13 protein-coding genes and 1 pseudogene are annotated in these 19205 nt (G+C 72.7%); 5 read left to right on the top strand and 9 right to left on the bottom strand.

The window, feature by feature from the left end; genetic code table 11:
* Nucleotides 1-4: 4 nt before the first annotated feature.
* The 7 genes and pseudogenes from PV343_RS21530 to PV343_RS21500 form a co-directional block, all read right to left on the bottom strand.
* Nucleotides 5-1846, bottom strand: a complete 1842-nt coding sequence (locus PV343_RS21530; RefSeq protein WP_319148588.1) for a branched-chain amino acid ABC transporter permease — start codon at nucleotides 1844-1846, stop codon at nucleotides 5-7.
* 5 nt (nucleotides 1847-1851) lie between these two features.
* On the bottom strand, nucleotides 1852-2784 hold the full coding sequence (locus PV343_RS21525) for a branched-chain amino acid ABC transporter permease (RefSeq protein ID WP_319148587.1): 933 nt from the start codon (nucleotides 2782-2784) through the stop codon (nucleotides 1852-1854).
* A gap of 114 nt (nucleotides 2785-2898) precedes the next feature.
* Nucleotides 2899-4134, bottom strand: a complete 1236-nt coding sequence (locus PV343_RS21520; protein ID WP_319148586.1) for a branched-chain amino acid ABC transporter substrate-binding protein — start codon at nucleotides 4132-4134, stop codon at nucleotides 2899-2901.
* A 288-nt stretch (nucleotides 4135-4422) separates the two neighbouring features.
* Nucleotides 4423-5031: a Tat pathway signal sequence domain protein gene (locus PV343_RS21515; protein ID WP_319148585.1), complete on the bottom strand. Its 609-nt coding sequence runs from the start codon at nucleotides 5029-5031 to the stop codon at nucleotides 4423-4425.
* Nucleotides 5028-5483, bottom strand: a complete 456-nt coding sequence (locus PV343_RS21510; RefSeq protein WP_387954016.1) for a hypothetical protein — start codon at nucleotides 5481-5483, stop codon at nucleotides 5028-5030. The genes PV343_RS21515 and PV343_RS21510 overlap by 4 nt, the downstream gene beginning before the upstream one ends.
* 98 nt (nucleotides 5484-5581) lie before the next feature.
* Nucleotides 5582-6073 carry a PaaI family thioesterase gene (locus tag PV343_RS21505; protein ID WP_319148584.1) on the bottom strand — a complete coding sequence of 164 codons (492 nt, stop codon included), beginning with the start codon at nucleotides 6071-6073 and terminating at the stop codon, nucleotides 5582-5584.
* A gap of 150 nt (nucleotides 6074-6223) precedes the next feature.
* Nucleotides 6224-8494, bottom strand: a pseudogene (locus PV343_RS21500) (FdhF/YdeP family oxidoreductase); the annotation flags it as partial.
* A 297-nt stretch (nucleotides 8495-8791) separates the two neighbouring features.
* On the opposite strand from PV343_RS21500, the gene polA reads away from it, so the two are divergent.
* Nucleotides 8792-11518: a DNA polymerase I gene (gene polA, locus PV343_RS21495; protein ID WP_319148583.1), complete on the top strand. Its 2727-nt coding sequence runs from the start codon at nucleotides 8792-8794 to the stop codon at nucleotides 11516-11518.
* A gap of 392 nt (nucleotides 11519-11910) precedes the next feature.
* Nucleotides 11911-12309 (top strand): hypothetical protein, encoded by a 399-nt coding sequence (locus PV343_RS21490; protein WP_319148582.1) that lies wholly within the window; start codon nucleotides 11911-11913, stop codon nucleotides 12307-12309.
* Here the strand turns inward: PV343_RS21490 and PV343_RS21485 are convergent.
* Nucleotides 12227-13084: a DUF4184 family protein gene (locus PV343_RS21485; RefSeq protein ID WP_319148581.1), complete on the bottom strand. Its 858-nt coding sequence runs from the start codon at nucleotides 13082-13084 to the stop codon at nucleotides 12227-12229. The two genes, PV343_RS21490 and PV343_RS21485, sit on opposite strands and share 83 nt — an antisense overlap.
* A 320-nt stretch (nucleotides 13085-13404) precedes the next feature.
* Between PV343_RS21485 and PV343_RS21480 the strand changes: the two genes are divergently transcribed.
* From PV343_RS21480 to PV343_RS21470, 3 genes are all read left to right on the top strand, one after another.
* A complete protein-coding gene (locus tag PV343_RS21480) occupies nucleotides 13405-15144 on the top strand; it encodes a lytic transglycosylase domain-containing protein (RefSeq protein ID WP_319148580.1) in 1740 nt (579 codons plus the stop codon).
* 259 nt (nucleotides 15145-15403) lie between these two features.
* Nucleotides 15404-15538 carry an SPW_0924 family protein gene (locus tag PV343_RS21475; protein WP_319148579.1) on the top strand — a complete coding sequence of 45 codons (135 nt, stop codon included), beginning with the start codon at nucleotides 15404-15406 and terminating at the stop codon, nucleotides 15536-15538.
* Between the two features lie 26 nt (nucleotides 15539-15564).
* Complete coding sequence (locus PV343_RS21470; RefSeq protein ID WP_319148578.1) at nucleotides 15565-16557, top strand: DUF3068 domain-containing protein; 993 nt, start codon at nucleotides 15565-15567, stop codon at nucleotides 16555-16557.
* Nucleotides 16558-16578: 21 nt separating this feature from the next.
* Here the strand turns inward: PV343_RS21470 and hrpB are convergent, their stop codons facing one another.
* Nucleotides 16579-19143, bottom strand: coding sequence for an ATP-dependent helicase HrpB (gene hrpB, locus PV343_RS21465; protein WP_319148577.1), 2565 nt, complete (start codon nucleotides 19141-19143; stop codon nucleotides 16579-16581).
* Between the last annotated feature and the right edge of the window lie 62 nt (nucleotides 19144-19205).

Genomic DNA, 19205 nt, shown 5'->3' with positions numbered 1-19205 from the left:
GTGTTCAGGCCCCTGCCTTGCTGAGGACGGCGGGCGCTTCGGTCTCTTCGTGGAATTCGAGCTGGCGGCGCCGGTTGGGGATGAGGCCCTCGGGGCGGAAGCGCATCAGCAGGACGAGCGCGACACCGAAGGCGAACAGCTGGTAGTCGCCCAGGAACTGGAGCTTGGCCGGGATCAGGTACAGCAGCGAGGCGCCGACCAGCGGGCCGGAGATGGTGCCCATGCCGCCGAGCACCACCGCGGCCAGCAGGAACGCCGAGTTGGGCGGCACCACGTGGGCGAACTGGTACTGCTCCGGGGTCACCGTGTAGGTGACGTGGGCCTGGACGGAACCGGCGAGGCCGGCCATGCAGGCGCCCAGGGCGAAGGCGATGAGCTTGACCCGGAAGCCGTTGATGCCCATGGCGAGCGCCGCCGTCTCGTCCTCGCGGATGGCGATCCAGGCGCGGCCGATGCGGGAGTCGCTGCTGCGCCGGAACACCACCACGACGATGAGCGTGATGAGCAGCATCAGCAGGAAGTAGTTCGCGAACCGGCCGACGGTGGCGCCGAACAGCTGGTGCTCCTGGCCGAAGTCGAAGCCGAGGATGTTCAGGTTCGGGATCGAGGAGATGCCGTTGGAGCCGTTGGTGACGTCCGGGCCCGAGGTGCCGTCCATGTTGAGGACGGTGATACGGAAGATCTCACCGAAGCCGAGCGTCACGATGGCGAGGTAGTCGCCGCGCAGCCGCAGGGTCGGGGCGCCGATCAGGACGCCGAACACCATGGCGACGGCGGCACCGCACAGCGCCGAGGCCCAGAACGGCATGTTGACGTGCAGCGGCGAGGACGTCGAGCCGGAGACCAGGGCCGCGGTGTAGGCGCCGACACCGAGGAAGGCGACGTAACCGAGGTCGAGCAGGCCGGCGAGGCCGACGACGATGTTCAGGCCGAGCGCGACGGTGGCGAAGATCAGGATGTAGACGCCGATCGTCGCGTACTGGTCGTCGGACTGGGTGAAGGGGAAGGCGGCCGCGGCGAGGAAGGCGCCGGTCATGGTGATGTTGCGGTGCCGCGCGGTGATCGCCGAGACCCGGGCCACGAGCCCGGCCTTGGCGAGCGCGCCGAAGCCGAAACCGGCGGTGATCAGGAAGCCGATGAACAGCTCGTCGTACTCGGTGCCGATGCCGTAGGTGAAGACCAGCAGGCCGAGCGCCATGGCCGCGACGATGACGAGGATCTCGGCGTACGCGGGCAGCTTCCGGGCCGGGGCCGGGGCCTCGGCGGCGAAGGCCGACTTGAAGGTGCTCCAGTCCTGGCGGCGGGCGTGCCGGAACTTCTCCCAGGAGGAGTCGTCGGGGTCGATCGGGTCCGGGGCCGGCCGCTCGAACGGCAGGGCCAGGGCCCCGATCAGGGCGGCCAGCGTGGCGACGGCGACGACGTAGCCGCCGGGCTCCAGGTTCACCGCACCGCCGAGCTTCGTGCTGATGGCGATGACGGTGTACCAGGCGGTGGCGAAGGTGCCGAGCGCGGCCGTCTTCACGGCGCTGTCGGCGCTGCCGGGGGTGAGCCAGCCGAGGCCCTTGACGCCGTAGGAGGCGAGGCCGAACAGGGTGGTGAGGACGCCGCCGATCAGGACGAGGACCTGCAGGCCGCCCGGGTAGCCGTAGACGGTGAGGTCGCCGGGGAACTCGGAGGTCCAGGTCCAGGCGAGGAAGGTGGAGACGATCGTCAGGGCGCCGCCGCCGGTGGCGAGGGCCCGGCCGAACGCGGTGGGCAGGCCGATGAGGCCGGTCCGCGCGGCCGCGGGAGCGCTCGCGGTCTCCGGGGTCTCCGGGGTCTCGGATGCGGTGGTCTGTGTGGTCATCGGTGTCACGCCCTGTCCGCGACGCGCTCGCCGAGCAGGCCCTGTGGCCTGAACAGCAGAACGAGGATGAGGAGTACGAACGCCCAGACGTCTGCCCAGGACTGGCTGCCGAACTTGTCCATGCCGGGGATGTCCGCGATGTAGGCGGTGGAGAGGGCCTCGGCGACACCGAGGACGAGGCCGCCGAGCATGGCGCCGTAGATGTTGCCGATACCGCCGAGGACGGCCGCGGTGAACGCCTTCAGACCGAGGATGAAGCCCATGCGGAAGTCGATCTGACCATACTTCAGGCCGTAGGCCACCGAACCGACGGCGGCGAAGGCGGCACCCAGGGCGAACGCGATCACGATGATGCGGTCGGTGTTGACGCCCATCAGCTTCGCGGTGTCCGGGTCCTGCGCGGTGGCCTGCATGCCGCGGCCGGTGCGGGTCCGCATCACGAAGTAGGCGAGGATCGCCATGCTGATCGGTGCCGCGGCGACCAGGAAGACATCACCGGTCTGGATGGTGACATTGCCGATCTCGAAGGGGCCGCCCGGGATGCTCGGGAAGGTACGGGCGGACTTGGCGCCCGGGTACCAGGCCCACACCGCCTGCTGCAGGGCCAGCGAGAGGCCGATGGCGGTGATGAGCGGCGCGAGGCGCGGGGCGGTGCGCAGCGGGCGGTAGGCGAACCGTTCCGCCCCGACGGCGACCGTCACGGCGACGAGGACGGCCCCGACGAGCATCAGCGGCAGGGCCACCCACATGGAGGTGCCGTCGGGAAGGATGTACGCGTAGACCGTGAGCGCGCCGAACGCGCCGGTCATGAATATCTCGCCGTGGGCGAAGTTGATGAGCTGGACAATGCCATAGACCATCGTGTAGCCGATGGCGACCAGCCCGTACATGGATCCTAGTAGCAGGCCGTTGACCAGCTGCTGCGGCAGTTCGTGCACCGCATGTCCTCCGAGACGTTCGGAAAGTTCGACGGATGAAGCCGGATGCGAGTCCGCGCGGGGCGCCAGTGGAACAGCGCCCCGCGCGGCTCAGGTGGTGCGGGTGTGTGTGGGTCAGCTGCCGTTGTAGGTGCCGGACTCCACGGCCTTCCACGCACCGCCCGTGACGGAGTACACGGTCAGCTGCTTGTTGGTCGCGTCACCGTACTCGTCGAAGGAGACCTTGCCGGTCACACCGTCGAAGGAGACGCTCTGCATCGCGGCGGTCACCTTCGCGCGGGCGTCGGACGGCAGCTTGCCGCCGTTGTCGTCGACGACCTTCTTCACGGCCTCGATGATCGACCACGCCGAGTCGTAGGAGTAGCCGCCGTACGCCGCGTACGCCTCCTTGTAGCCCCCCGCCTTGTAGTTGTCGACGAACTCCTTGGCGGAGTCGAGCGTCTCCACCGGCGCGCCGACCGAGGTCGCCAGGTCACCGGTGCCGGAGGCGCCGGCCAGCTTGATGAAGTCGTCGGCGTAGATGCCGTCGCCGCCGACCAGCGGGATCTTGGCGCCGGCGGCCTTGATCTGCTTGCTCAGCGGACCGGCCTGCGGGTACTCGCCACCGTAGTAGACGACCTGCGCACCGGAGTTCTTCACCTTGGTGGCGACCGCGGAGAAGTCCTTGGTGTCGGGGTTGATGTGCTCGGTGCCGACGATCTTGCCGCCGAGCTTCTTGAACTCGTCGGTGAACGTCCCGGCCAGGCCGGCGCCGTAGGTCTTCTTGTCGTCGATGACGAAGGCCTTGGTCTTCTTGGCCTTGTTGAAGACGTACTGGGCGGCGAACGGGCCCTGGATGGCGTCCGTGGTCGCGGTACGGAAGTACGACTTGTACTGGCGCGTCTTCGACTTCCGCCAGTCCGGGCCCTGGGTCAGGTCCGGGCTGGTGTTCGCCGGGGAGACCTCGACCAGCTTGGCGTCGTCGAAGACCTTCTGCATCGACTGGGCCACGGAGGAGTTCAGCGGGCCGACGACGCCGAGAACGTCCTTCTCGCCGACGAAGCCGGTGGCGTTCGTCTGGCCGGAGGAGGGCTGCGCCTGGTCGTCCTTCGCCTCGATCTTGAAGGTGACGCCCTTGACGTAGTTCTTCTTGTTGGCCTGCTTGGTCGCCAGGTCAACGGAGTTCCTGATACCCAGGCCGAGCGCGGACAGGTCGCCGGTCAGCGGGGCGTCGACGCCGATGACGACGGTGGTGCCACCGTTGCCGGAGTCCGAGCCCTTGTCGCCGCTGTCGCGCGAGCCGCAGGCGGTGAGGGTGAGCGCTCCCGCCGCCAGGGCGGCGGTGATGGCGATGAGCGAACGTTGACGCACGATCAGTCCTTTCCCCAGAACGGCCGCTTCCCCGTGGAGGCGGTCGAGCCGCTGCGCCAGGCCGAAGAGGGAATCCAGCGGCGCGGTGACTGGCCGTGACTCTAGGCGCGTGTGGGGAACGTAAGGAGGGTCTGACCGATGCTGTGACGCTCTTGTTATGACACGAGGTAATGCAGAGCGGTACGCCGTGGGGAGAACGCCGGAATTCAAGCCGATTCGCCCCGTCCGCATGCTGAGAACCCGCAGGACGGTCCGTGATCCGTTCAGGTGTCTCAGCGGTTTTGGTGATTACCTGAGGCTGTTGCTGCAGGCGACTTTCAGGCCCTTGGAGAGGTGCTGCGCGTACCGCGGGCCGAGGATGAAACTCTGATTCTGTATTGCGCGCGTATTACGCAGAGTTACTTCAAGGAAAGGCAGTCCGGCGTCCTTCGGTACTTTTCCGCATTCCGTCACATCCATGGTTATGGTGATCTTGCGGGGAGAGCCCGCCTTTGTCCGGAACGGGGTGCGCGGCTCGGTCGTCAGCCGGAGTCCGGCGTAGGGCTGGCCCACCCGGCTGACGGTGATGGGCGGTCCGGCGTCCACGGTCAGCAGCACGTCGAAGCGGAATCCGCGGCCCTGCTCCCCGGCCCCGGCGGTCCCGCCCCGCAGGTAAGAGAGCGTCATCGTCTGTGCCGGGTAAGGAACTTGGGGCGGCGGCGGGTGCGGCGGGCGCGTCGCGTAGAGGTAGCCGCCGCCCGCGACGGCGATCACCGCCGCCGCGGCGGCGAGGGCGGCGCGACGGTGGCGGGCGTACAGGGCCGCGAGCGGTGGGCGCCGTCGTCCGGCGGCCTCCCACTCCACCGCGTCCCACGCGCGCGTGCCCTCGCCGGGCTCCAGGGGTCCCGTGCCACTCATCGCCAGGGCCCTCCGCTCGGAACGCCGTGCCGGTACCGGTCGGCGCACGCCGTACGCGCCTGCCGGTCGATCAACTCGTCGGCCGCGTCCACCCCTTGGCGCCGCTCGGCCGCTCGCGCCGCGTCCACGACGGCCCGCAGGATCTCGTACTGGCCGTTGGACAGTCCCATCGACTGGTAGTCCCCGTAGGTGCCGCTGTCGAGCACCTTCCGTGACCAGCGGGCGACGATCTCGGCGCACAGCTCGGCGTCGGACGACGGCGAGGGGGCGGACAGCTCGGCGTCGGACGACGGCGAGGACATGGCCGGGACCGAGCCGTGCGCCGCGTGGCCGCCGCAGCCGGCCGTCAACAGCGTCGCGGACAGTGCCGGTCCGAGCGCCAGGAGCCTCGCCCCCCGCCAGGGGCCTGCGAGCCGTCGGCTTCTGAGCCGTCGACTTCCGAGCCGTCCCATGTGCCGAAGCTAAGCGGCGGGACGGCCCGGGGCAACGGCCGGGCGGGGCCCCATTTACGCCACGGCCGGCCCGGTGTCCGCGAAGGTGTCCGAAACGCTCAGTCGCCGGCCGGGCGGACGGGGGCCTCGTCGCCGGGCCGGACGTCGCGCAGCAGGCAGGTCAGCCGGGCGCTGCACACCCGGCGGCCCTCCTCGTCGCTGATCACGATCTCGTACGTCGCCGTCGACCGGCCCCGGTGCACGGGCGTGGCCACGCCGGTGACCAGGCCCGAGCGGACCCCGCGGTGGTGGGTGCAGTTCAGGTCCACGCCGACCGCGATCTTCGTGCTCCCGCCGTGCAGCATCGCGCCGACCGAGCCCAGGGTCTCCGCCAGCACCGCGGAGGCGCCCCCGTGCAGCAGCCCGTACGGCTGGGTGTTGCCCTCGACCGGCATGGTGCCCACGACCCGCTCCGCCGAGGCCTCCACGATCTGGACGCCCATCCGCGTGCCGAGGTGACCCGCCGAGAACAGCGCGGGCAGGTCCACACCGAGCGCGGCGTACTCGTCGAGGACCTCCTGCGGGAATGTCACCTGCTGCTGCTCACCCATGGGCCCGGCTCCGTTCGTCTTGCGCCTGTCTGCTGGCTGAGCAAACGCTCAGTCGGTCGCCGATTGTTCCAGACGGGTCTTGGCGGGGCTCGCCAGGTGCAGCTCCGGCACCTCCGTCATCTCCTCGACGGCCCGTTCCGCGGCCTGCGCCGCCGGCCGCTCCAGGCGGACCACGACGGACTTGCTCGCCGGGGTGTTGCTGGTGTCGGCGGTGGCGTCCAGCGGCACCAGAACGTTGGTCTCCGGGTAGTACGCCGCCGCGCAGCCCCGGGCCGTCGGGTAGTGCACCACGCGGAAACCGGGCGCCCGCCGCTCCACGCGGTCCTTCCACTCGCTCACCAGATCCACGTACGACCCGTCGGCGACCCCGAGCGCCCGCGCGTCCTCGGGGTGCACCAGCACCACCCGGCGGCCACCGGTGATGCCCCGGTAGCGGTCGTCCAGGCCGTAGATCGTGGTGTTGTACTGGTCGTGCGAGCGCAGCGTCTGCAGCAGCAGCCGGCCCTCGGGCAGCTCCGGGCACTCCACCGGCGCCGCCGTGAAGTTCGCCTTGCCGGTCGCCGTCGGGAAGCGGCGCTCGTCGCGCGGCGCGTGCGGCAGCGCGAAACCGCCGGGCCGCGCCACGCGCGCGTTGAAGTCCTCGAAACCGGGGACCACGCGCGCGATGCGGTCGCGGATCGCCGCGTAGTCCTTCTCGAACTCCGCCCACGGCACCTTGCTGTCCGCGCCGAGCACCCGGCGCGCCAGCCGGGACACGATCGCCGGCTCCGACAGCAGCCGGGGGCTCGCCGGGGCGAGCCGGCCGCGCGAGGCGTGCACCATGCCCATGGAGTCCTCGACGGTCACGAACTGCTCGCCACCGTCCTGCTCATCGCGCTCGGTCCGGCCCAGCGTCGGCAGGATCAGGGCGCGCGCGCCCGTCACCACGTGCGAGCGGTTCAGCTTCGTCGACACGTGCACGGTCAGCCGCGCACGCCGCATGGCCGCCTCGGTGACGTCCGTGTCGGGGGAGGCGGAGACGAAGTTGCCGCCCATGGCGAAGAAGACCTTCGCCTCGCCGTCCCGCAGCGCGCGGATCGCCCGTACGACGTCGAAACCGTGCTCGCGCGGCGGCGCGAACCCGAACTCCTTCTCCAGCGCGTCCAGGAAGGCCGGCGCGGGCCGCTCGAAGATGCCCATCGTGCGGTCGCCCTGCACGTTGGAATGGCCGCGCACCGGGCACACGCCCGCGCCCGGGCGGCCGATGTTCCCGCGCAGCAGCAGGAAGTTGACCACTTCCCGGATGGTCGGGACGGCGTGCTTGTGCTGGGTGAGGCCCATGGCCCAGCAGACGATGGTCCGCTCCGAGGCGAGCACCATGCCGAGAGCCCGCTCGATCTCCGCGCGCGTGAGGCCCGTGGCCGCGAGCGTCTCGTCCCAGTCGGCGGCGCGTGCGGCCTCGGCGAACTCCTCGAAGCCGTGGGTGTGCTCGCGCACGAACTCCTCGTCGACCGCGCCGTCCGTCTCCAGCACCAGCTTGTTCAGCAGCCGGAACAGTGCCTGGTCACCGCCGATGCGGATCTGCAGGAACAGGTCGGTGAGGGCGGCGCCCTTCAGCATGCCCTTCGCCGTCTGCGGGTTCTTGAACCGCTCCAGGCCGGCCTCGGGCAGCGGGTTGACGCTGATGATCTTCGCGCCGTTGGCCTTGGCCTCCTCCAGCGCCGACAGCATGCGCGGGTGGTTCGTCCCGGGGTTCTGCCCGGCGACGATGATCAGGTCGGCCCGGTGGAGGTCCTCCAGCAGGACGCTGCCCTTGCCGACGCCGATCGTCTCGGAGAGCGCGGACCCGGACGACTCGTGGCACATGTTCGAGCAGTCGGGAAGGTTGTTCGTGCCGAGCTCGCGCGCGAACAGCTGGTACAGGAACGCGGCCTCGTTGCTGGTACGGCCCGAGGTGTAGAACACGGCCTCGTCGGGGGAGCCGAGGGCGGTGATCTCCTCGGCGATGATGTCGAAGGCGCGCTCCCAGCTGACCGGCTCGTAGTGGTCCCCGCCCTCGGGCAGGTGCATGGGGTGGGTGAGCCGGCCCTGCTGCCCCAGCCAGTAGCCGCTCCTGGTGGCGAGGTCGGCCACGGAGTGCGCGGCGAAGAACTCCGGGGTGACCCGGCGCAGGGTGGCCTCCTCGGCCACCGCCTTGGCGCCGTTCTCGCAGAACTCCGCCTTGTGCCGGTGCTCCGGCTCCGGCCAGGCGCAGCCGGGGCAGTCGAAACCGTCCTTCTGGTTCACGCGCAGCAGCGTCAGCGCCGTGCGCCGCACCCCCATCTGCTGCCTGGCCATGCGCAGGGTGTGCCCGACGGCGGGGAGCCCGGCCGCCGCGTGCTGCGGCTCCGCTACCTGCGGCGCGTCCTGAACCGGATCACCCTTGGGCGGCTTCGTCGCCATCGCACGGTCCCCTTCGACTGCGTGTGGAAGTACCCGCCGATCCTCCCACGGGCCACCGACGGCCAAGCGCCCCGGTCCGGGCCGGTGCCGGGACCGGTCCGGCGGCCGTGCGGGGATCGGTCCGGGGCCGCGCGGCGACCGGTACGGCGGCCGGCCCGGCGTCCGGCGCGGGAGCGGATGCGGGTGCGAACCGGGGGAGCGGCCCGGCCCGGGGCCCGTCCCGCGTCCCGCGCCGCGGGCGGCCGGTCCGGGCCGCCCCGGATCCGGCTGTCAGTGCGCCGTGGCAGGATCGGGGGCGTGGCAGACACAGCATCGAAGAAGACCGACAAGACCTCCGGCGGCGCCCGTCCACGGCTGATGCTCATGGACGGGCACTCGCTGGCCTACCGCGCGTTCTTCGCGCTGCCCGCGGAGAACTTCACGACCGCGACGGGCCAGCCGACGAACGCCATCTACGGCTTCGCGTCGATGCTGGCCAACACCCTGCGTGACGAGGCGCCCACGCACTTCGCGGTCGCCTTCGACGTCTCCCGCAAGACCTGGCGCTCCGAGCGGTTCACCGAGTACAAGGCGAACCGCTCCAAGACCCCCGACGAGTTCAGGGGCCAGGTCGAGCTGATCGGCGAGCTCCTCGACGCGATGCACGCCCCCCGGTTCGCCGTCGAGGGCTTCGAGGCGGACGACATCATCGCCACCCTCGCCACCCAGGCCGAGGCCGAGGGCTTCGACGTCCTGATCGTCACCGGCGACCGCGACTCCTTCCAGCTCGTCACCGAGCACACCACCGTGCTCTACCCGACGAAGGGCGTCTCGGAGCTGACCCGCTTCACGCCGGAGAAGGTTCTCGAGAAGTACGGATTGACGCCCGCCCAGTACCCGGACTTCGCCGCCCTGCGCGGCGACCCGTCCGACAACCTCCCCGGAATCCCCGGCGTCGGCGAGAAGACCGCGGCGAAGTGGATCAACCAGTTCGGCTCGTTCGCCGAACTCGTCGAGCGCGTCGAGGAGGTCAAGGGCAAGGCCGGGCAGAACCTCCGCGACCACCTGGAGGCCGTCAAGCTCAACCGCGTCCTGACCGAGCTGGAGCGCGAGGTGGAGCTGGAGCGGACGGTCCCCGACCTGGAGCGCGCCCCGTACGACCGCAAGGCCGTGGCCCTGGTCCTGGACACCCTGGAGATCCGCAACCCGTCGCTGCGCGAGCGTCTCTTCGCCGTCGACCCGGGCGCCGAGGAGGCCGAGGTCACCCCGATCGCCGCGGACGGCGTGGAGATCGACGGCGCGATCCTCGGCACCGGCGAGCTGGCCCCCTGGCTGGCCGAGCACGGCACCGGCACGCTCGGCGTCGCCACGGTCGACACCTGGGCGCTGGGCACCGGCTCGGTCGCCGAGGTCGCGCTCGCCGCCACCGGGGGAGCGGCCGCCTGGTTCGACCCCGCCGAGCTGGACGAGGCCGACGAGAACGCGTTCGCCGCCTGGCTGGCCGACGCGGAGCGCACCAAGGTGTTCCACAACCTCAAGGGCGCCATCCGCGTCTTCGCCGAGCACGGCTGGGCCATCGAGGGCGTGCGCATGGACACCGCGCTCGCCGCCTACCTGGTGAAGCCGGGCCGCCGCTCCTTCGACCTCGACGCGCTGTCCCTGGAGTACCTGCACCGCGAACTGGCGCCCGCCGCGGCTGCCGACGGCCAGCTCGCCTTCGGCGCGGACGACGGCGCCGAGGCCGAGGCGCTGATGATCCAGGCCCGCGCCGTCCTCGACCTCGGCGAGGCCTTCGAGACCCGCCTCGGCGAGGTCGGCGCCGCGGACCTCATGCGTGACATGGAGCTGCCCACCTCGGCGCTGCTCGCCCGCATGGAGCGCCACGGCATCGCGGCCGACCACAGCCACCTGGAAGCCATGGAGCAGACGTTCGCGGGCGCCGTGCAGCAGGCCGTGAAGGAGGCGCACGCTGCCGCCGGGCACGAGTTCAACCTGGGCTCGCCCAAGCAGCTCCAGGAGGTCCTCTTCGGCGAGCTGGCCCTGCCCCGCACCAAGAAGACCAAGACCGGCTACACCACCGACGCCGACGCCCTGGCGTGGCTCGCCACCCAGACCGACAACGAGCTGCCGGTGATCATGCTCCGCCACCGTGAGCAGGCGAAGCTGCGGGTCACGGTCGAGGGCCTGATCAAGACGATCGCCGGCGACGGCCGTATCCACACCACGTTCAACCAGACGGTGGCCGCGACCGGCCGGCTGTCGTCCACGGACCCGAACCTGCAGAACATCCCGGTCCGCACCGACGAGGGCCGGGCGATCCGCCGCGGCTTCGTGGTCGGCGAGGGCTTCGAGTCCCTGATGACCGCCGACTACAGCCAGATCGAGCTGCGCGTGATGGCCCACCTCTCCGAGGACGAGGGCCTGATCGAGGCGTTCACCTCCGGCGAGGACCTGCACACCACGGTCGCCTCCCAGGTCTTCTCGGTCGAGCGGGACGCCGTCGACGCGGAGATGCGCCGCAAGATCAAGGCGATGTCCTACGGCCTGGCGTACGGCCTGTCCGCCTTCGGCCTCTCCCAGCAGCTGAACATCGAGGCGGGCGAGGCGCGCGCCCTGATGGACACCTACTTCGAGCGTTTCGGCGGCGTACGGGACTACCTGCGCCGGGCGGTCGACGAGGCGCGCGCGACCGGGTACACGGCGACGCTGTTCGGCCGTCGCCGCTACCTCCCCGACCTGAACAGCGACAACCGGCAGCGCCGTGAGGCGGCCGAGCGGATGGCCCTCAACGCGCCCATCCAGGGCACGGCGGCCGACATCGTCAAGATCGCCATGCTGCACGTCGACCGGGCCCTGCGCGAGGCGGACCTCAAGTCCCGCATGCTCCTCCAGGTCCACGACGAAATCGTGCTGGAGATCGCCCCCGGCGAGCGCGAGGCCACCGAGGAGATCGTCCGCCGCGAGATGGCGAACGCGGTCTCCCTGAGGGCCCCGCTCGACGTCTCGGTGGGCGTCGGCCGCGACTGGGAATCGGCCGCGCACTAGCCTCCGGCGGTCCAGCGAAGGGGGTGCCGCCCGGCGTCTGCCGGGCGGCACCCCCCGCTCGCTCGAGGCAGACGCCGGCCTCCTCCCCGCGGTCGGCTGCGGACACCGGTGAGCCCCGCTGCCTCGGCGCCCGCCCGCCCGCACGCCACGCGGCCCACCGTGGCCCCTGGGCCTGCTTCCCCGGGCCCCGCCTCATCCGGAAGCCCAGCCCGCGCCCAGTCCTGGGACACGGCGCCTGCGCGCCCCGGTGCAGCTCACCTAGCCCCGCCCGATCCGCGCTCCGGTGGACGGCTCCCGCAGGGCCCGTCCACGCCGAACCCCCGGAGGGGGGTTTCACTCACGTGGCCCCCGTCAGAACGCATCTCCCGGCTCTCAGCCGCAACACTGCGGGCATGGGTATACGCACGCTTCACCGTCTGACGGCCGAAGGCCCCCCGGCCCGGGTGCACAGCACCTCGGCCCCGGCCGCGCCCGTCTCGCCGGTCCCGGCCCTCGCGGCCGGCGCAAGCACCGCCCGCATCCCCGCCGACCCGGCCGCGACCCTGCGCAGAGCCGTGGCGGACCTCCGGCGCCGACCGGCCGCCGGCACCCGCCTGGCGCCCGTCTGGCGCGCCCGGGCCGACCTGGCCCGCGCCTACCTCGCGCTGCTGCTCACCCTGGTCCCCAGAGCCCGCCCACGGCGCACCCTCACCGTCTTCGTCGCCACGCTCAACGAGCCGCCGACCGGTCCCGGCGGGCGGAGGCCGGCACACCGGGACCGTCCGGGCGCGGGACCGGACGCCACCACCTGACCCCGGCGGCGTACCCGAGCACTCCGAGCAGCAGTCCGGTGCCCGCGCCGAAGCACAGCGTGGGCACCAGGTCCCAGGCGTTCGCGGACGGGCCCCAGTAGTCCCACCAGCGCGCCGCCCGCTGCACCGCCCCCACGAGCGCGCCGCCCCCGATCACGGCCCCGGCCCACCAGCGGTCCCGGCCGGACAGCACCGGCAGCACCGACGGCCCATCGGCCGGCGCCCGCCGCAGTGCCCGTACCAGGAACAGGGCGATCACCACGGCGGCGAACGCGGACGTGCCGTACTGCAGCCAGCTGTAGAGCGGCATCCCCGCCATGCTGCGCGCCAGACCCGGCACCAGCCGCGAGCCCCACCGGTCGTGGTGCGTGAACGCGTCCCACACGACATGGGTCAGCGCGCCGAGCGCCGCGGAGACGTACCACCGCAGCAGGACGACGAGCCGTACCCGCGCGCGGGGCGCACCGCAGCGCAGCAGGGCGGCCGGCGGCCCCTGCCGGCGCCGGGGCAGCAGGGCCACCAGCGGCTCCCGCACGAACAGCCACAACGCCACCAGCGTCCAGGCGACGACCACGTCCACACCGGCCACCCCGGCGAAGGAGTGGGTGACCGTCCCGAACTCCATGCCGCCCGGCACGGCACTCGCGGCGTAGAAGGGCAGGTCGGGCGCGAAGGACCCCGCGACGAGCACCGAGGGCACCAGCCGGCCCCGGCCGCCGCCGTCCCGGCGGACGGCGGGCAGCACGGCGGCCGCGTGGCTGAGCGTGAACGGCAACGGGACCCCCTGGGACGGCCGCCGGCGTACGGCGCCGGCACCGGTGATCGTCTGCCGTCCAGTATGCGTGAGCCCCCGTCGCCGCCCCCGAGGCCAACGGGAGTTGGCCAACCGGTGAAACTCGGGCACGAACGGGTGCCCGTGCCAAGCAAGTTGTCGTAGGGTCACCTGGGTCGCCCTGCGGAAACACAGGGTCGAACGCACATCGCACGGATGGAAAGGCGGCTCAGGGGCAACCACAGCACCGGGTCAACCGTCACACCAGAGCGAGGCAGTCGGACGGAGACGGACGCGCAGGCGTTCACGGGAGGGTTCACTCTATGGCGGCGCATTTCGGCAGGCGGCTGCGCAAGGGAGCGGCGACCACCGCAGTGGCGGCGGCGGCGGTCGCGGCACTGTCCGCGTCCCAGGCCCCGGGAGCCACCGGCGCGGACCAGGACAGACCCACCGCCGCCGGCTCCAGCACCCCCGCCCCCGACCCGACCACCGACGGCAACGCCACCGGCAACTCGCCGTACTACACGGACCTGCCGCCCCTCAAGAGCCCCAACCCCAGCCCGTCGCCCACCATCGGCACCCCCGTGGCCCGGGGTGAGGCCGAGGCCGGCATCCCCGCCACGGTCCTCGACGCCTACCGCAAGGCCGAGACCGAGCTGCGCTCCACCAAGCCCGGCTGCAACCTGCCCTGGCAACTCCTCGCCGCCATCGGCAAGGTGGAGTCGGGCCAGGCCCGCGGCGGCCGCGTCGACGCCGACGGCACCACCATCGGCCGGATCCTCGGCCCGCAGCTCGACGGCAACGGCTTCGCGCTCATCAAGGACACCGACCACGGCGCCTACGACGGCAACGGCCACTACGACCAGGCCGTCGGCCCGATGCAGTTCATCCCGTCCACCTGGGCCTGGGCCGGCCGCGACGGCAACGGCGACGGCAAGGCGGACCCCAACAACGTCTACGACGCCGCGCTCACCGCGGGCCACTACCTGTGCCGCAACGACTGGGACATGTCCACCGAGGGCGGCCTGCACAGCGCGATCCTCAGCTACAACAACTCCCAGGACTACCTCGACCTGGTCCTGAACTGGATGGACTACTACCGCAAGGGCAGCCACTCCGTCCCCGACGGCACCGGCGGCGTGCCCTCGCACCGCAGCGACGACCACACCGGGCAGCACACCGGCACCCCGACGCCCGCCGAGCCGCCGCGGACCAAGCCGCACCACAAGCCCGACAAGCCGCAGAAGCCCGGCACCCCCGGCGGCCCCGCGAGCCCCGACCCCACGCCGCCCAGCCCGCCCAGCCCGCCCGTCCCGCCGAAGCCGCCCACGCCCTCCGACACCGTCGACCACCTGAGCGACGCCGGCACCGGCAAGCTCACCGCGCGGGCCGGGGACGACTTCGCCCGGCGGATCAGCACCCGCGCCGAGACCAGGACCGGGACGGCCGTCGGCAAGGTCCGGATCCGCTTCACCATCACCGGCGACACCGACGCCACCTTCGCCGGCGGCGAGACGGTCGCCACCGTCGCCACCGACGCCAAGGGCGTGGCGGTCGCACCCGCCCTCCAGGCCGGCGAGAAGACGGGCGACTTCACCGTCACCACCGCCGTCGTCGGCCACCGGGCCAAGGGCGTCGACTACACCGCCACCGTCACCGCCCGCACCGCCGACACCCTCGCCCGCACCAGCGACACCCCGCTGACCTGCACCCCCGGCGGCGAGTTCGCCGACCAGGTCCAGGTGAAGGCGACCTACAAGGGCGCCGTCGCGGACCAGGTCGCCGCCACCGCCACCCTCATCAAGTCGGAGGACGACCCCACCGAGAACGACAAGGGCCCCTCCTTCAAGGACGCCGACGGCAAGCCGGTGCGCACCCTCACCGGCCTCAAGACCGACGACAAGGGTCTGCTCACGCTGCCCAAGCTGTACGCGGACGACACCACCGGCACCTTCCTGCTCCGCATCACCACCACCGGCGGCGCCACCCTCACCGTCGAACTGAAGGTCGCCGCGGCCGACGCATCGGAGAGCCCCTCGCCGAGCCCGTCCGCCACCTCCTGACCACACCGCACGGCACCAGCGACCCGCACACCCACAGGGCGCCCGCTCCGCACCCGCGGACCGGGCGCCCTGCGGGTGCGCGACGGTGTTCGGCGTCCCTCGCTCTTCGTCGTCCCTCGTTGACGGTCGTCCTCACGCGCGCGTGGCTGACGTGTTCTCCGGTCACCCGCGCGGGGACGACGTGTTCTCTTCTCACGCCCGCGTTGCTACCGTGCCCGACCTGACGACCCATCAGCACCAGACCGTCGGGAGGCCCCGCATGCGCGCCCTGCTCGCCGCCGCGACCGGCCTCGCCCTCGCCGTCGCCGTCGTCCTCGCCCTGACCGCCCTCGGCACACCGGCGGCCCGCACATCCCCCAAGCCGCTGCTGACCACCGTGCCCGCACACCCGTAGCAGCGACCCGCCAGGAGGGAGCCGCAATGCGCCGCAAGGCAAGCCTCGTCCTGCTCGCCTGCGCCGTGTTCTGCGCGGCGCTCGCCCCCCTGCTGCGCTGGTACGCCTTCCCGCGCCTGGCCCGCATCCCCGCCGGCCAGTACCAGGACATGGTCCTCGAGGCCAGGGACGCCACCCTCCTCGACTACGGCACCATGCGCGCCGAAAAGGTCCCGAAGGTCACCATCGTGCAGACCCTCAAAGGCAACGTCGAAGCCGCCGAGAACATCGAGAGGACCGCCGGCCGGCCCGTCGTCGTCTGGGACAGCCTCTCCTACGTCCAGGGACCCGACGGCAACATGGTCTCCCGGATCCCCGAACGCTACGTCTTCGACGCCCACTCCCAGGACCCCGTCCACGCCACCGGCGAAAGCGTCGACGGCGACCCCGTCACCCGCCACGGCATCGAGTTCAAGTGGCCCTTCCTCACCCAGAAGAGGGACTACGAGTACTTCGACGCACAGACCCGCACCACCAGCCCCATCCACTACCGGGGCACCCGCACCTTCCGCGGCCTGCACGTCTACTACTTCGAGCAGACCATCCCCTGGACCAAGGTCCCCATGCCCAAGACCATGCCGGTCAAAGGCATCACCCCCGCATCCGTCGCCAGGACCGGCACCACCCGCTGGTACACCACCGTCCGCAGGTTCTGGGTCGAACCCGTCACCGGAGCACCCGTCTACGGCGAGGAGCTCCACCGGGAGGAACTGCGCGGCGGCACCCTCCTCGGCGACCGCGCCAAGGTCACCGCCTTCGCCGGCCACGTGAAGATGCGCGAGGACTACATCGAGCACACGGTCGCCCTCGTCCAGCACAACCGCACCCTCGTCCTCACCCTCACCTCCTACCTGCCCTGGGGATCCCTCACCCTCGGCCTGCTGCTCCTCGCGCTCTCCCTCTGCCTGGAGGCACGCTCCCGCCGGCCCCAGGACCCGGAGGCCACCGAGACGCCCGCACCCGAGCCGGCCAGCGCCTGAGCCGGTCAGCGCCTGAGCGGGTCAGCGCCTGAGCCGCGAGTTCGTGAACCGCGTGGGCTCGGCGGTCGCCGGGTCCTCGGGCCACGGATGCTTCGGATAACGCCCGCGCAGCTCCGCCCGCACCCCCTTGTAGCCGTCCGCCCAGAAGGACGCCAGATCGGCCGTGACCGCCGCCGGCCGGCCCGCGGGCGACAGCAGATGCACGAGCAACGGCACGCCCGCCACCACCGGCGTCCGGCTCAGCCCGAACATCTCCTGCAGCTTCACCGCGAGCACCGGCCGCTCCGGATCCCCGTAGTCGACCCGAATCCGCGACCCGCTCGGCACGGTGATCCGCTCCGGCGCCAGCTCGTCCAGCCGAGCCGCCTCACCGCTCGTCCAGGGCAGCAGCCGCTCCAGCGCCCGACCGGCGTCGATCCGGGCGAGATCCGCCCGCCGCCCGGCCCGGCCCAGCTCCGGCTCCAGCCACTCGTCCACGCGCGCGTGCAGCGCGGCGTCCGACACGTCCGGCCACGGCTCCCCCAGACGCGCCCGCAGGAACGCCAGCCGCTGCCGCAGCACCCGGGCCTCCGCAGACCACCGCAACAGCCCAGGCCCCTCCAGCCGCAGCCCCTCGACCAGAGCCGCACGCACCAGCCCGCCATCGGCGTCCTTCAGCGGCCGCACGGACAGCTCGATCGCCCCCAGCCGCTCCACCCGCCGCGCCACCACGTCCCCGTCCGCCCAGCGCACCTCCTCGCGCTCGTCGAGGAACGCCCCGGCGGCCGCCCGCGCCACCCCCTCCGGCACCGCGGCCCCGAGCCGCACCCGCGCGTGCCCCTTGCCACCCGGCCGGTCCGCCACCGCGACGACGATCCACGCGGACCCGCGCAACGCCGACCCCTCGGACACCTCGGCCCGCGTCCCGGACGCCATCAGATACGAGCCGCCGTCGAGCCTCGCCACCCGCTCGGGAAACGCCAGAGCGGACACCAGCCCGACCAGCCCCTCCTCACCGACGGCACCCGCGGACGCGCCGGCGAGCCCGGCACCGGCCACCTCCGTCCCCGCCCCGGCGGCCCCTCCCGGCCGGCCATCCGGGCCGGCCCCGGGCGCGGACCGCGCCGACACGCCCCGCAGCCGCCGCACCTCCGCCGCCCACCGCCCCGCATAGCCGTCACCCCCCTGCCGGGCCCGCCGCAGCGCACCGGCGAGATCGTCCCCGTACTCCCGCGGCACCTCCTCCGACAGCAGCGCGACGACCGGCGCACCCGCGGCCCCCGTGTCCAGCAGCGCCCGCCCCAGCCGCGGATGCACACCCAGCCGGGCCAGCCGTTCACCCACCCGCGTGGCCCGCCCGGCCGAGTCCACCGCACCCACCGCCGCCAGCACCGACCGCGCCGCCGCCATCGCCCCGCCCGGCGGCGGATCGAGCAACGCCAGCCCGGAGGCCTCCGGATCACCCCAGCAGGCCGTCTGGAGCGCGAACGCCGTCAGGTCGGCCACCTTGATCTCCGGCGCCGGGAACGCCGGCAGCCGCACGTCCTCCGCCTCCGCCCAGCACCGGTACACCACCCCCGGCGCCAGCCGCCCTGCCCGCCCCGCCCGCTGCCGCCCCGCCGCCCGCGACGCCCGCACCGTCGCCAGACCGCTCAACCCGCGCGCGTGATCCACCCGCGGCTCCCGCGCCAGACCCGAGTCGACCACCACCCGCACCCCCGGCACCGTCAGCGACGACTCCGCCACCGACGTCGCCAGCACCACCCGCCGCCGCTCCCCGGCCGTCAGCACCGCGTCCTGCACGGCGGCCGGCGCCCGCCCGTGCACCTGGAGCACCTCCACCGCCCCCAGATCCCCCAGCTGCCCCGCCACCCGCCCGATCTCCCCGACACCGGGCAGGAAACACAGCACGTCACCCTCCCGCTCGGCCAGCGCCCGCCGCACCAGCGACGCCACGTGCCCCAGCAGCGCCGGATCGACCCACATGCCGTGCGGCGGCCGCACCGGACGGGCCGGCGGCGCCCACACCACCTCCACCGGATGCGAGACACCCTCGGCCGCCACCACCGGCGCACCCCCGAGCAGCCGCGCCCAGCCCTCCGCGTCCGTCGTCGCCGACGCCGCCACCAGCCGCAGCTCCGGCCGCAGCGTCTGCCGCACGTCCCACAGGAACGCGGCCACCGTGTCCGCGTCCAGGTGGCGCTCGTGACACTCGTCCAGGACGACCACGTCCACACCGGCCAGCTCCTGGTCACGCTGCAGCCGCTGCAGCAGCACACCGGTCGTCACGACCTCCACGCGCGTGTGCCGCCCCACCACCCGCTCGCCGCGCACCGTGAAGCCCACGCTCTCCCCGGGCCGCTCACCCAGCAGCCAGGCCATCCGCCGCGCCGCGGCCCGCGCCGCGATCCGCCGCGGCTCGGCCACCACGACCCGCCGCGCGGGACCGCCGCCGACCAGTCCCGCCAGCACCAGCGGCACCAGCGTCGTCTTGCCCGTACCCGGCGGCGCCACGAGCACGGCCGTGCCGTCCCCCTCCAGGGCGTCGCTCAGCGCGGGCAGGGCGGAACGGACGGGCAGCGCGTCCAGGGCGTCGTCACGGATCACGCCCCCAGTGTCGTACGACGACACGAACGCCCCGCACGCGCGCGTGCGGGGCGTTCACAAGA

Origin of the sequence: Streptomyces sp. WI03-4A, from assembly GCF_033792105.1 — a bacterium.
In the GTDB taxonomy this organism is placed as follows: domain Bacteria; phylum Actinomycetota; class Actinomycetes; order Streptomycetales; family Streptomycetaceae; genus Streptomyces; species Streptomyces collinus_A.
This window is presented reverse-complemented; position numbering and strand designations above follow the sequence as displayed.

Bases quoted from the DNA above. Each gene is read 5' to 3' on its own strand.
- PV343_RS21530 (WP_319148588.1), bottom strand. From the start codon at position 1,846: ATGACCACACAGACCACCGCATCCGAGACCCCGGAGACCCCGGAGACC.
- PV343_RS21515 (WP_319148585.1), bottom strand. From the start codon at position 5,031: ATGAGTGGCACGGGACCCCTGGAGCCCGGCGAGGGCACGCGCGCGTGG.
- PV343_RS21510 (WP_387954016.1), bottom strand. From the start codon at position 5,483: ATGGGACGGCTCGGAAGTCGACGGCTCAGAAGCCGACGGCTCGCAGGC.
- PV343_RS21505 (WP_319148584.1), bottom strand. From the start codon at position 6,073: ATGGGTGAGCAGCAGCAGGTGACATTCCCGCAGGAGGTCCTCGACGAG.
- PV343_RS21490 (WP_319148582.1), top strand. From the start codon at position 11,911: ATGGGTATACGCACGCTTCACCGTCTGACGGCCGAAGGCCCCCCGGCC.
- PV343_RS21480 (WP_319148580.1), top strand. From the start codon at position 13,405: ATGGCGGCGCATTTCGGCAGGCGGCTGCGCAAGGGAGCGGCGACCACC.
- PV343_RS21475 (WP_319148579.1), top strand. From the start codon at position 15,404: ATGCGCGCCCTGCTCGCCGCCGCGACCGGCCTCGCCCTCGCCGTCGCC.
- PV343_RS21470 (WP_319148578.1), top strand. From the start codon at position 15,565: ATGCGCCGCAAGGCAAGCCTCGTCCTGCTCGCCTGCGCCGTGTTCTGC.